General features: G+C 64.9%; 5 protein-coding genes. 1 reads left to right on the top strand and 4 read right to left on the bottom strand.

The genetic code is table 11. The features are described from left to right. The first annotated feature begins 77 nt into the window (after window positions 1-77). Window positions 78-1571 (top strand): glycerol kinase GlpK, encoded by a 1494-nt coding sequence (gene glpK, locus Amn_RS11610; protein ID WP_286297160.1) that lies wholly within the window; start codon window positions 78-80, stop codon window positions 1569-1571. A 105-nt stretch (window positions 1572-1676) separates the two neighbouring features. On the opposite strand, the gene Amn_RS11605 is transcribed toward glpK, so the two are convergent. The 4 genes from Amn_RS11605 to Amn_RS11590 form a co-directional block, all read right to left on the bottom strand. Then, the gene (locus Amn_RS11605) at window positions 1677-2765 is read right to left on the bottom strand and encodes an NAD(P)H-dependent flavin oxidoreductase (RefSeq protein WP_286297159.1); all 1089 of its coding nucleotides are present in this window, start codon (window positions 2763-2765) and stop codon (window positions 1677-1679) included. A gap of 24 nt (window positions 2766-2789) precedes the next feature. Further along, window positions 2790-3554 carry a heme ABC transporter permease gene (locus tag Amn_RS11600; RefSeq protein WP_192317141.1) on the bottom strand — a complete coding sequence of 255 codons (765 nt, stop codon included), beginning with the start codon at window positions 3552-3554 and terminating at the stop codon, window positions 2790-2792. 109 nt (window positions 3555-3663) lie between these two features. Next, entirely contained in the window at window positions 3664-5430 is a 1767-nt protein-coding gene (locus tag Amn_RS11595) for a glucan ABC transporter ATP-binding protein/ permease (RefSeq protein ID WP_067963229.1), read from the bottom strand. A gap of 243 nt (window positions 5431-5673) precedes the next feature. Continuing rightward, window positions 5674-14265: a glycoside hydrolase family 94 protein gene (locus tag Amn_RS11590; protein WP_182573693.1), complete on the bottom strand. Its 8592-nt coding sequence runs from the start codon at window positions 14263-14265 to the stop codon at window positions 5674-5676. Window positions 14266-14405 lie beyond the last annotated feature (140 nt).

Genomic DNA, 14405 nt, shown 5'->3' with positions numbered 1-14405 from the left:
ATCCGCCCGGCCAACTATCCGGGGAGACGGCGCAGCGCCGTCTCCCCTATTCATGCAAGTGACTGCGGAGGGGGAAGATGAGCGGCTTCATTCTGGCAATCGACCAAGGCACCACGTCGAGCCGGGCCATCGTGTTCGACCAAACGATGAAACCTGTCGGTGTCGGCCAGAAGGAATTCACCCAGCATTTCCCTGCTTCCGGCTGGGTCGAGCATGACCCCGAGGAAATCTGGGACAGCGTCGTCACAACCTGCAGGGCGGCGCTGAAGAAGGCCGGCACGACCGCCGCCGACATTGCGGCCATCGGCATCACCAACCAGCGCGAAACCGTCGTCATCTGGGACCGAACGACGGGCAAGCCGATCCACAACGCCATCGTCTGGCAGGATCGGCGCACTGCCCCTCTCTGCGCCAGGCTGAAGAAGCAGGGGCTGGAGCCGAAATTCGCTGGAAAGACCGGGCTTCTGCTCGATCCCTATTTCTCCGGCACCAAGATCGCCTGGCTGCTCGACAAGGTGAAGGGCGCGCGCAAGCGGGCCGAACGCGGCGAGCTGCTTGCCGGCACCATCGACAGCTTCCTGATCTGGCGCCTGACCGGCGGCAAGCTGCATGCGACCGACGCCACCAACGCCTCGCGCACGCTGGTCTACAACATCGCGAAGAACGACTGGGACGCCGAGCTGCTCGACATCCTGAAGATCCCCGCCGTCATGCTGCCCGAGGTCAAGGATTGCGCCGCCGATTTCGGCGTGACCGAGAAGGCGCTGTTCGGCGCCGAAATCCCGATCCTCGGCGTTGCCGGCGACCAGCAGGCGGCGACCATCGGCCAGGCCTGCTTCGAGCCCGGCATGATGAAATCGACCTATGGCACCGGCTGCTTTGCCATCCTCAACACCGGCAGCGACATGGTGCGCTCGAAGAACCGGCTGTTGACGACGATCGCCTATCGCCTCGAGGGCAAGACGACCTATGCGCTGGAAGGCTCGATCTTCGTCGCCGGTGCCGCCGTGCAGTGGCTGCGCGACGGCATCAAGGTGATCGGCAAGGCCGAGCAAAGCGGCAAGCTGGCGGCCGACGCCGACGACAGCCAGGACGTCTATCTCGTGCCGGCCTTTGTCGGACTCGGCGCGCCGCATTGGGATGCCGAGGCGCGCGGTGCGATCTTTGGCCTGACCCGCAACACCGGGCCGGCGGAATTTGCCCGCGCAGCGCTGGAATCCGTCGCCTATCAGACCCGCGACCTGCTCGACGCGATGAAGAAGGACTGGAAGGGCGGCAACGGCAAGACCGTGCTGCGCGTCGACGGCGGCATGGTCGCCTCCGACTGGACGATGCAGCGCCTGGCCGACATCCTGGACGCGCCGGTCGACCGGCCGACGGTGCTCGAGACCACGGCACTCGGTGCTGCCTGGCTGGCGGGATCGCGCGCCGGCGTCTGGCCGAAGGCCAAACAGTTTTCCAAGGCCTGGGCGCTCGACCGCCAGTTCAAGCCGGTCATGGAGCCTTCGCTGCGCAAGGCCAAGCTGAAAGGCTGGCACGACGCCGTGCGGCGGACGCTGACGCCGAAATAGGCGGCCTATCGACCAGAGCCCATTCTCATCAAATGATTCGGAATGGGGCTCTATCTTCTTGTTCTCGCATGATCTTTTGCGAAAACAGGCCACTACATCAAGGGATCATGCCATAGGCTGGCGGCCGAAGCGCGACAGCAGAGCCTGTGTTTCCGCGGCAAGGGCGCGCGTCAGGTCGGCCGCCGGCATGTCGCGGCCAAGCCGCGCCGCCTGCCCCGACCATAAAGACATGAAATCGCCCGAGCCCTTGGGTTCCGACGCCGCTCGCAGCGGTGCCAGTGCCCCGCCTGCCAGCGGGAATGCCGGCGCGTCTTCAGACAGTGGACCGACCTCGCGCATGATGCGGTTGACGATGCCGCGCGCTGGCCGGCCGGTGAACAGATTGGTCAGCGCGGTATGGTCGTCCTTGGCCGCTTTGAGTGCGGCCTTGTGCGGTGCTGCCACCTTGGCCTCGGGGCAGAACAGATAGGCGGTGCCGACCTGCACCGCCGACGCGCCAAGGGCAAAGGCGGCAACGATGCCGCGTGCGTCTGATATGCCGCCGGTGGCGATGACGGGCAGCTTGACCGCATCGACCACCTGCGGCACCAGAGCGAAGGTGCCGGGCTGGTTGGCGACGTCGTCGGTCAGGAAGATGCCGCGATGGCCGCCGGCCTCGGCACCTTGCGCAATGATCGCATCGCAGCCCCTCGCCTCGAGCCACACCGCCTCGTCGGCCGTCGTCGCCGACGAAAGCACCTTGGCGCCCGTCGCCTTGACGCGATCGAGCAAGGCGGCATCAGGCAGGCCGAAATGGAAACTCACCACCTCCGGCCGGAACTCTTCGACGATGTCGCAGAAGGTCTCGTCGAAAGGCGCACGCGCCGAACGCGGCGCAGGCGCCGTGGGGTCGAGGCCGAGTTCGAGATAATAGGGCGCGAGCCGCTGTTTCCACGCCGCCTCGCGGGCAAGATCGTCTTCGGGCTGCTTGTGGCAGAAGAAATTGACGTTGATCGGCTTCGAGGTGCGCTGCCGGATGATGCCGAGTTCGGTCCGCGCCTTTTCGGGCGTCATCAGCGCGCAAGGCAGCCCGCCGAGGCCGCCGGCCTCCGAGACCGCGATCACCATTTCGGAATCGACGGGCCCGGCCATCGGCGCCTGGAAGATCGGAAGCTCGAGGCCCAGGAGATCAAGAATTCGACGATCGGGCCACATGATGTCTTCCTCGTGTTCGGGCCGTCAGGCCTGCTGGCGCTCGGCCCTCCGAGCGGCAATCTGGCGCATGGCTGTGACACGACGGCGCCAGATCTCGGTGCGCATCGCCATTAGATGCAGAGTGAAGAACAGAAGGGTAAAGCCAAGCGCCATGGTCATGAGGGGCCAGAGCATGCTCGGATCGATGGTCGGGCCGTCCATGCGGAACACCGAGGCCGGCTGGTGCAACGTGTTCCACCATTCGACCGAAAACTTGATGATCGGAATGTTGATGAAGCCGACAAGCGTGATGACGGCGGCAGCACGCGCCGAACGCGCGGGGTCGTCGAGCGCGCGGGTCAGCGCGATGATGCCGAGATACATCAAAAACAGTACAAAGACCGAGGTCAGCCGGGCGTCCCACACCCACCAGGTGCCCCACATCGGCTTCCCCCAGATCGAGCCGGTGAGCAATGCGAGCGCGGTGAACACGGCTCCGACCGGTGCGGCCGACTTCAGAGCGACATCAGCGAGCGGATGACGCCAGACCAGCGTTCCCAGCGCCGAGATGGCCATGACCGAATAACACATCATGGCGAGCCAGGCGAAAGGCACGTGGATATACATGATGCGAACGGTGATGCCTTGCTGGAAATCCGCCGGTGCGGCGAAGGCCAGATAGAGCCCGATCGCCAGCACCAATACTGAGGCGCCGCCGAGCCAGGGCACGATCTTGTCGACCAGCGAGATGAAGCGGGTCGGATTGGCCAGGTCGCTGAAACGCCAAGCCTGCGAGGTCGTCTGTGTCATGGACGCTAAATAGCCTTGGGCGTGCGTCTTCGCAATCTGTTCCGGCGTCGCGGGCAAACGCAAACGGGGCGCCAAGGCGCCCCGTCCGGATCCGTATGACGATGATGGACTAGGCCGCGGCCTCGACATGGGTGACGCGGCGGACTTCCTCATCATTGAGCAGGCCGCCGGCGCGCAGCAGGGCGGCGAAGCGGCCATTGCGGGTCGACAGCTCGTTGAAGCCGCCCATCTCGACGACATGGCCGCGATCCATGAACACCACAAGGTCGGCGTCGCGGACAGTGCTGAGGCGATGCGCGATGATGAAGGTGGTGCGGCCGTCGCGCAGCATGTCGATGGCGTCCTTGACCCGGTTCTCGGTCTCGACGTCGAGGGCGCTCGTCGCCTCGTCGAGCACCAGGATCGGCGCGCTTTTGAGGATGGCGCGGGCAATGGCGATACGCTGGCGCTCGCCGCCGGACAGCTGGCCGCCACGCTCGCCGACATTGGTGTCGTAGCCTTCGCTCTTGGACAGGATGAAGTCCTGCGCCGCAGCCGCGGTCGCTGCAGCATGCACTTCCTCGTAGCTCGCACCAGCGCGGCCGACGCGGATGTTGTCCTCGATCGAGCGGTTGAGCAGGCCGGCGTCCTGGAAGACGGTGGCGATCGAGTGGCGCAGCGACTTCTTGGTCACGGTGCGGGTGTCGATGCCGTCGATCAGGATGCGGCCATGCTGGGGCGTGTGCACGCGCTGCAGCAGGTTGATCAGCGTCGTCTTGCCGGCACCGGTCGGGCCGACGATGGCGATGGTCTGGCCGGCGCGCACCTCGAAGGAGACGTCGGTGACGCCCTGCCCCGAATTGGGGAACTCGAAGCTGACGTTTTCGAAACGGACGTGGCCGGTGACGTTGTCGAGCTCACGCAGGCCTTCCGGCTCGCGGTTCTCGCCGGCGGCGTCCTCGAGGCGATAGAACTCCTCCAGCTTCGAACGGGCGTCGAAGATCTGGTTGGCGAAGTTCGAAACCTGGTCGAGGCGGCTGATCAGCAGGGCGGCGAAGCCGGTGAAGGCAACGATGTCGCCGATGCGCAGCTGGCCCTTGCTGACCAGATAGGCGCCGATCAGAAGCACCACCATCATCGAGATCGTCGAGGCCAGGCGGTGCATGGCGGATGCCAGCGCCCACCAGTCGAGCACCGGGTTCTGCGTGGTGATCAATGCCTTCACATAGGCACGCAGCGATTCCGTTTCCTGGCCGACGCGGTTGTAGCTCTGCAGCACGGCGACGTTGCTGACCGAGTCCGAGACGTGGGAAAACACCTTGTGATAGTGGCGCTCGACGGAGGCCTGGCCTTCCTTGGTCTTGCGCATGACGAGCCGGCCGATGGCGAGATACAGCGCGCCAAGCACGATCAGCACCAGCGACATGCGGACGTCGAGCGAAAAGGCAGTCGGGATCAGCAGCGCCAGCGCCACCGCCGTCGACAGATGGGTGCGCATGAATTCGAGCCACAGGCTGAACAGCGCTTCGACCGCGCGCAGCAAGGTGTGCAGCGAATGCGACGTGCCGCGCTGCTGGTGCCAGGCCAGTGGCATGGTGATGACGCGTTCGAACGACTGGCACAGCACCTCGCCGCGGCGCGCATGCGCCAGGCGGTCGGCGCCGCGTGCGACCAGAACGAAGGCGACGATGTTGAACGCGCCGAAGCTCGCCCACAGCGCCATTGTCGGAACGACTTCCGTCTTTCCAGCGATAGCATCGATGATACGCCCGAACAGGATCGGTTCAGCAATGGTCACGATTGCCAACACGACGTTGGCTGCGCAAATCAGCCCGACCTTCTTGCCGTCGGCGGCAAGATAGCGGAGGGCTCTCCAATAAACTTCAAGCAACGACACTTTGGTACCCCTTGAGTCCCGTTCGTCCCTTTATTGTGCACTGCACCATAGCCGACAAATAGCGGTCATGGGTCCGCAAGACAATGCGCAGATAGCCGCTCCGTTCAAAAAAATCGAACAACACATGGCTACGGCCGGTAATCTGCTGTGATCCGATAAGGAATTGAGATTTAACGAAAAAAGGCATCGTTGCGGCAAAATGATGACAAAGCCGGCAACCAAGTTGACGCAGGGGCATCCCGGCTAGGCCGGGATGCGGATCACAACGTCGACTTCGCCGCTGTCGCGCATGGCAAAGGACGCGTCCTTGCCCTTCACGCCATCGACTTCTGCTTTCGCAGCTTTAGCGGCTTTGTCCCTCACCACACGCAACCTGTAGACGGCACCACCCAAACGGAGCGTCGCCGAATAACCTTCCCAATGCCTGGGAATGGCTGGTGCCACGACGAGCCTGTTGCCACGCTGGCTGATGCCGAGGATGCTTTCGACCGCCGCGCGATAGAGCCAGCCTGCCGAACCTGTGTACCAGGTCCAGCCGCCGCGGCCCGCCTTGGAGGCGTCGGCATAGACGTCGGCTGCCACCACATAGGGTTCGACCCTGTAGGTCTCGGCCGCCGCCTCGTCGAGCGCATGGTTGACCGGGTTGAGCATCGAGAAGCAGCGATAGGCCTCGTCGACCTGCCCCATTTCCGCCAAGGCAATGACAAACCAGGTCGCGGCATGGGTGTACTGACCGCCATTTTCCCGCACGCCAGGCGGATAGGACTTGATGTAGCCCGGCTCCTTGTCGGTTTCGGAAAATGGCGGGGTGAACAGCTTGATCAGCTTCAGCTCGTCATCGACCAGCATTTTGGTCGCCTGTGCCATCGCCGTGCGCGAACGTGCCGGATCGCCCTCGCCCGAAATGACGCTCCACGACTGTGCGATCGAGTCGATCTTGCATTCATCGGAGTTGCGCGAGCCGAGCGGCGTGCCGTCGTCGAAGCTGCCGCGGCGATACCACTCACCATCCCAGGCCGCATTCTCCAGCGCGCGCTTCAATGCCGTGGCATGCTTGTCCCAGGCGTTGGCGCGTTTTGAATCGCCCTCGGCCTTGGCCAGCGGGGCGAACTCTCCCAGCGTCCGCAGCAGGAACCAGCCGAGCCAGACGCTGTCGCCCTTGCCCTCCTCGCCGACGCGGTTCATGCCGTCGTTCCAGTCGCCGCCGAGGATCAGCGGCAGGCCGTTCTTGGCCGTCCGCTTGATGGCGAGGTCGAGCGCGCGGGCACAGTGCTCGTAGAGCGAGGCCTTCTTCTTGGACTGCTCCGGCGTGAAGAACGCATCGTGCTCGCCCGGGTTGAGCTGCTGACCTTCGATGAAGGGCAGTTGCTCGTTGAGGATCGCCGCATCGCCGGTCACCGTGACATAGCGCGCGGTGGCACTCGCCAGCCAGACGACGTCGTCGGAGATCATGGTGCGCACGCCGGCGCCGGTGCGCGGCAGCCACCAATGCTGCACGTCGCCTTCGGCAAACTGCCGGCCGGCGGCGTTCAGGATCTGCGCACGGGCAAGGCTTGCGTCGTGCATCAGGAGCGCCAGCGTGTCCTGCAGCTGGTCGCGGAAGCCGAAGGCGCCGCTGGCCTGGTAGAAGGCCGAGCGTGCACGGATGCGGCAGGCCAGGCTCTGGTAAGGCAGCCAGTTGTTGACCATGGCGTCGAGCGCCTTGTCGGGCGTCTCGACCTCGATGGTGCCGAGGAACGAACGCCAGTTCCGCTCGTTGTCGGCCAGCCTCTGTTCGAAATCGACCTTGAGATGGCGGGCGACCAGCGCGCTCGCCTCCTCGTCCGAACCGGCATCGCCGAGCAGCCAGAGCAGGGAGATCGAGCCACCGGCAGGCACCTCGACATCCCTCGAGATCGCAGCACAGGGATCGACACCCGCCTCGACGCGTCCGGTCAGATCGGCGCCGAGGGTCACGGCGCGCGGCGCCTCGACGGTGCCGCCCAAGCCGATGAACTCGTGGCGATCCGAGGTGACCGAGTTGGTCTTGCCGTCCATCGCCATGAAGGCGACACGCTCGCCGAAATCGAGGCCGTAGCTGTTGCGGGCGAACAGCGCGCCCGTCGCCTCGTCGAGCGACGGCACGATGTTGGGCGCAGTCCTGGCCCGACTGTTGCCCAGCACCCACTCGGCGTAGGCGTAGACCTTGAGCTTGGCCGGCACCGCGCCGGAGTTCTCGATCTTCAGCCTGGAAATGCGCACCGGATCGTTCGGATCGACGAGATGCGTCAGTTCGGTGGCCAAAGTGCCGCGCTTGGAGCGGAAGGTCGAGAAGCCCTGGCCGTGACGGGCTTCGTAGCTTGCGCCCGCGTCACGCGCCACCGCTGCAATCGGCGAACAGGTCCTGCCGCTGGCGCGATCGAAGACATAGATCGCCTCGCCCGGCCGGTTGGTGACCGGATCGTTCGACCATGGCGTCAGCTGGTAGTCGCGGCTGTTGCGGCTCCAGGTGAAGGCAGCGCCTTCCGCCGAAGCGTGGAAGCCGAAACCGCCATTGGCGATGACGTTGATCCAGGGCTGCGGCGTCGACCGGGCGCCATTGAGGCGCACGACATAGTCCCGGCCATTGGCGTCGAAGCCGCCGAAACCGTTCCAGTAGGACAGGCCGTCGCCGCCGCTCTTGCGGGCGCTGCGCGACGGCGAGGTCTGCAGTGCCGAGGTTTCCGGCCGGTCGGTCGCCTGGGCGGCGGTCAATGCGTCGCGGGCGGCAAGCGCTGCCGCCTCGGCGCGCTCGATCTGGTCAAAGATCGTGCCGTTGCGGGTGTGCAGGCAGACACGCGCGACGGCCAGCAGCGTGCGGTAGGATGCCTCGTCCATCAGGTCGCGGCGAACCGCGAAGATATGCTGGCGTGGTCCGAGTTCCTTGCCGCGCAGGCGGCTGTTCTCGCACAGATGCTCGATCGCCTGCTGCAGGTCCTGGACATAGGACGAGGCCTGCTCGTTGACGATGACGAGATCGGCGACGAGGCCGCGGGCGCGCATATATTCCTGGAAGCGCAGCGCCTGGGCGACGATCTCGATATCGGCGACGTCGCCGATCCGGATCGCCAGGATCGGGAAGTCGCCCGAGATCGCCATCGGCCACAGCGCCGACTGTCGGCCGAGGCCGGAGGCGATGGCATCCGCCGACAGGCGCAGGAACGGATCGGGATAGATCAGGAAGCGGGCCAGCTTCTGGACGTTTGCGGCGTCAGCCAGGTTGAGGCCGAGATGGCGCGTTTGCACCTGCGAGCGGGTCCAGGACAGCATGGCCTGGCGCTGGAAGCCTTCGGGGTGGTCGAGCTTGGCGACAGTCTCTTCGACCTCTTCGCGGGTCGAGCCGACGATGGTCCAATAGGTCAGCGTCACCTTCTTGTTGGCCGGCACGCGGACGCGGCGGCGCAGGGCCGCCACCGGATCGAGCGTGAAGCCGGCGCTGCCCGAAAGCTTGGCGCCCGGATCGAACGCCGCCGGATCTGATATGGTGCGGCCACGGCCGATGAAGGCGCGGCGGTCGGTCTCGGCCTCGGTGTCGCGCACGAAGCCCGACTGGTCGGTGACGAAATGCGCCGCGACGACCGAAGGCTCGTTGGCGGCGCGGGTGCGCCGCGTCGCCAGGATGGCGCTGCCATTGTGGGTGATCTCGGTCTCGACGAACATCTTGGAGAACGCCGGATGGGCGTTGTCATTGGCCTCGGGCGCCAGCACCAGCTCGGCAAACGACGTCACCTCGATGTGGCGGTCGACGGCAGCGTCGTTCCAGATGGTGACCTTGCGGGCCTCGCCATTGCCTTCGGAGACGACGATGCATTCGACCTCGCTGCGCAGCGTGCCGACCGTCTTGATGAAGCTCGCCTTGTCGTCGCAGAACAGGGTCTGGGTCTGCTCACCGGTGGCGCGCTTCGGCTCCGATGTCGCCGACCACCAGTCGCCGGTTTCGGTGTCGCGCAGGAACAGATAGGTGCCAAGCCGATCCTCGGTCGGATCCGGCTGCCAGCGCGTGATCGCCATGTCGTTCCAGCGGCTGTAGCCCGAGCCTGTCGCCGTGACCATGACCGAGTAGCGGCCATTCGACATCAGGTTGGTCGACCGCAGGGCGCGCATCGGATTGAGCACCAGGCGCGTATCGGCGCTGTGATCGGCGGTCTCGTCCTTGGTGTGTTCGGCCACCTCGGTGCGGACGGTGGCGACGGGAATGTCGCGCGGCGCCTTTTCCTGCAGCAGCAGTTCGGCCGCCTCGATCACCGGATCGCTGTGGAAGCGGTCGCGCATGCGGCCTTCGAAGATCGCATTGGCAATCGCCACGATCGACATGCCCTGGTGATGGGCCATGTAGTTGTAGACGACGGCGTGGTCGGTGCCTTCGGGCACACGCTGCGGCGTGTAGTCGACGGCGTCGTAATAGCCGTAGCGGCCAAGCGCGCCGAGCTTGCGCAAGCGCCTGAGATTGGCCGTCGCCTCGCTTGGCAGAAACTGGGCCGCCAGCACGGTCGCATAAGGCGCGATGACGGTGTTCTGGCCAAGGCCGCGCTTGAGGCCAAGCCCCGGCACGCCGAAATTGGTGTACTGGTAGGTCAGTTCGCGGTCGCGGCCGTTATAGGCAGCCTCCGAGATGCCCCACGGAATGCCTTTCGAGCGGCCATACTGGATCTGCCGGTGGACGATCAGCTTGTTGGTCTGGTTGAGGATGCCGCCCTGCGGCTCCTTCATCACCAGCGGCGGCATCAGATACTCGAACATCGAGCCCGACCACGACATCAGCGCGCCCTGGAAGCCGATCTCGACGATCGGACGGCCGAGGCGGAACCAATGCTCGGTCGAGATGTCGCCCTTGGCGATGCCGAACAGGCTGGTCAGCCGCGCTTCGGAGGCAAGCAGGTCGTAGCAGCTTTCGTCGAGCTGGTGCTCCTCGACGCGGTAGCCGATGGACAGAAGCTTGCGCTCGTTGCGCATCAGGAACGAGAAATTCATCTCGAAGGCGAATTTGCGGGTGCGTTCGCGCAGTTCCATCAGCTTGCTGCGCAGGGCCGCGACCGCCTGGTCATCGCTGTGCGCGTCATGCACATGCGCCTCACAGGTGACTTCCAGCGTCCTCGCCCAGTCGGCAAGCACTTCGCTCTTGGTCGAGGCCGCTTCGGTGTGGATCGCGCCCGCCAGCTTGCGGATTTCGCCCGACAAGACGGCCAGGTTGATGGTGCGGATCGAGGCCATTTCCGGCTGCGACTTGATGGTTTCCACGGCCCGGCGCATGCCGTCGATGCGGTCGATCAGGCGCTGGCGCAGCGGCCTCAGCTGGCGGCGGTCGTCAGGCAGGTCGGCGACGCTCTCCTCGATGATCGAAACGATGTCGAGAATGCCCTCGAAATCGCCCTGGAGATGGACCGAGGGCGCCTCCGCCCATTCCGAACAGGCGGCGGCAACCGCCACGAGATGGCCGGCGAGATTGCCGCTGTCGACACTCGAGACATAGAGCGGATAGAGCGGCCTGAGGTTTGTCGTGTCGTACCAGTTGTAGAGATGGCCCCGGTAGCGCTCCATCTTTTCGATGGTCGAGACGGTGGCGTCGATGCGCGACACCGCGTCCGCCAGGCTGATCCAGCCGAAGTCGCGGGCCGAGACGACCGACAGCAAATACACGCCGATATTGGTCGGCGAGGTGCGCGTGGCAATCACGCCGGTCGGGTTTTCCTGGAAATTGTCAGGCGGCAGGAAGTTCTGCTCCGCCGTGACGAAGGTCTCGAAATAGTGCCAGGTGCGGCGTGCCACGGTGCGCAGGGTGTGGACGTCCCAGGGCGCGACATGCAGCCGGTCTTCGGTTTCGGCCGAGCGGCTGATCAGCCAGGCAAAAGCCGGCGAACCGGCCCAGAAGATGGCGAAGGCGAAGGCAACGAAGGCGCCGGTCGAATCCGTCATCACAGGCAGGACCAGGCCGACGGCGGCGATGATCACCGCGCCATACATCATGCGGTAATAGGCAGCGAGGTCGTTGCCGCCCGACTTGTGCGCCTGCGAGGCGGTGCGCCATTCCAGAAGGTTCTCGCGGCTGACGAACAGGCGATAGAGCGTGCGGATGATCGCATCGCCCATCATCCAGGCCAGATGCGCCATCAACACGACCTTGAGCGCCACCATCGCGGTGCCGAAGGCAAGGTCGCGGCCGAGCGCGCTGAAATGGCCGCGCGGGGTCGCTTCGCGGTTCTTGGGCAGGATTGCGTCGATGATGTCGAAGGTCGGCGCCATGAACAGGCTGAGGATCAGCAGCGCCTGCCATTGCGCGGCCTGGGTGAAGGGCAGCAGCGTCCAGCCGGCAATCGCCGCCATAACCCAGAAGATCGGCGTCAGCGAGCGCCTGAGATTGTCGACCATCTTCCAGCGCGACAGCGCCGGCACGCCCGACTTCGGGTCGAAGATGTAGCCGAGCAGCTGCCAGTCGCCACGCGCCCAGCGATGCTGGCGCGAAGCGTCGACCGAGTAGCGGGTCGGATAGTCCTCGACCACCTCGACGTCGGTGACCAGTGCCGAGCGGGCGAGCGCGCCTTCGAGCAAATCGTGGGACAGGATGGTGTTTTCGGCGATGCGCCCCTTGAGCGCGGCTTCCATCGCGTCGACATGGTAGAGGCCCTTGCCGGTGAAGGTGCCTTCGCCGAAGACGTCCTGGTAGAGATCGGACACGGCAAAGACGTAAGGGTCGAGGCCGCGATGGGCTGAAAACACGCGCTGGAAGAACGAGGCTTCGTCGCCCGTCGTCAGCGACGGCGTCACGCGCGGCTGCAGGATGGCGTAGCCTGAGGTCACCAGGCGCTTCTCTGCGTCGAACTCCGGCCGGTTGAGCGGGTGGCACATCTTGCCGACCAGCTTGGTGACGACGCCGCGCGTCATGCGCGTGTCGGCGTCGAGGGTGACGACGTGAACGACATTGTCAGGCAGCGGCGTATCGGTCGGCAGGAAGGTGGTGTCGGCGTCGCCGCGCAGCAAAAGGTTCAGCTCGTGCAGCTTGCCACGCTTGCGCTCCCAGCCCATCCAGCAGCCCTGCGACGGGTTGAACAGCCGGCGGCGGTGCAGCAGGTAGAAACGCGCAGCACCCTCGCTGGGATAACGCTGGTTGAGCCTGGCGATCTCGCGACGGGCATAGTCATAGATCTCGCGGTCGCCGACGGAGATTTCGGCCTGGCTGTCGGGCCAATCGGAGAGCACGGCGAAATGGATCTCGCCCGTCATGTTGGCGAGGTGATGGATCTCGATGTTGCGGATGTTCTCCTCGACATCGTCGCGCGAGCCGATCAGCGACGGCACCACCACCAATGTCCGGGCTTCCGCCGGCACCCCGTCCTTGAACTCGTAGCCGATCAGGCGGGTCGGCTCGAGAAACTTCAGCACGATGGTGTTGAAGAAGGCGAGCGCACCCTCGCTGGCCGGAACCGAAAACAGCACCAGCATCACCACCACCGCCGCCGTCGGCAGGCCCAGCGCAGCCAGCGCGTTACCAGCCAGCAGAAGCAGTAGAACGGTCAGGGCAAAGACCGGGAGGGCAATGCCGAGCCAGTTGGTCTTGCGGAAGGCGCGGTTGACGATGCGTCCGATGGTCGGGCGGTAACCGATCGACTGTTCCAGCTCCTGCCGGCGCGGACCGACGAGGAAGAAACCGACGTCGGAGCGTTCCTTCTGCAGACCCGAAGGATCCTCTGATGAAGCAGGCGCTTCCTTGAGCGCAAAATCGGTCGCCTGTTCGGCGACTTCCTTGCTTGCAAAGGCGGTCGCCTGTTCGGCGACCTGGAATTCCGACAGCTTGGAGTGACGCGCCAGTTCCTCGATCGCGGTGCGATACTGGTCGCGCGAAGCGAAGTCGAGTTCGGCGAAATTGGTGCGCTCGCGCAGCAGCGTGTCGACGCGGCTGACATCCTCGAACCAGACCGTCCAGTCCTGGTCATTGATCAGGCGCAGGCCACGAATGATGTTGCCGGTCGTGACGTTGCCGGAAGACAGCGTGTGGTGCTCGCCGATGATGATCTCTTCGGCGTCGCTGCCCGACTTCTCGAGCTCGTTCTCGAGCCAGATCAACGCCTTGCCGGCGTTCTGCGAACCGTCGCGCAAGCGATAGAGCAACTGCGTCGCAAAGGTCGTGTCGCGGGCGTGGGCAGCATAGGCCCTGAGCAGGGCCAGGCCGTCGTCCTGCTCCTGCACGCTCTGCAGGCGGTCGGCGACGTCGTTGGCGATTGCGCGCATTTCGCGGGCGCGGTTCACGCGGACGGCGATGCGGCGCAGATTCTCGACCAGAACGAAACGCAGCAGCGACGGCAGCGCCCAGAGCTCGCCGATATGCAGCGGCTCGACGGCCTGGTAGCCCTCGACGATCGCCTTGAACATATGCGCCGAAACGGTGCTGTCGGAATGGGCGACATAGACCCAGGCGATGGCCAGCGCGCGCGGCACCGACTGGCCGTTGCCGAGATCAATCGTCGGCAATTCGCGGTAGAAGCGCTTGGGCAGGTCGCGCTTGACCTGGTAGATGGTCTCTTCGACGAGATAGTTGTTGTCGAGCAGCCATTGCGCCGCCGGCGTGATCGGCTCGCCCCTGCCCTGCGCGGCATTGGTGTCGCGATAGACCTGGAGGATCTTCTTGGCGCTCTCGCGGATGCGGGCGTGGAAGTCGAAGGCTTCGAGACCGAAATAGGAGCGCAGCTCCTTGCGGGCCATGCTTTCGCCCGTCGCGCGCAGCCGGTCCTCATGCAGCACCGTCGCCCTGATCGGCTGTTCGGCCACGGCCGGAAAACTCGGCACTACGTCTTTGATCCGGCGCGGGTCGGTCTGAATATTCATCTACAGCATTTCCGTTTGACAGAAAGTCCGCAGCGCCTGCCGGCGTCGCGGACCTGCCACATAAACCGTTTCAAACAAGAATTGGTTGCATGCAACCAACAGGTCGATTGAGCGCTCTTGCACCTGGATGGAGTGAAAAT

This window comes from Aminobacter sp. Y103A (genome assembly GCF_030294925.1).
Lineage (GTDB): Bacteria > Pseudomonadota > Alphaproteobacteria > Rhizobiales > Rhizobiaceae > Aminobacter > Aminobacter ciceronei.
Note: the sequence above shows the minus strand (reverse complement) of the source record. Positions and strands in the feature narration are given on the sequence as shown.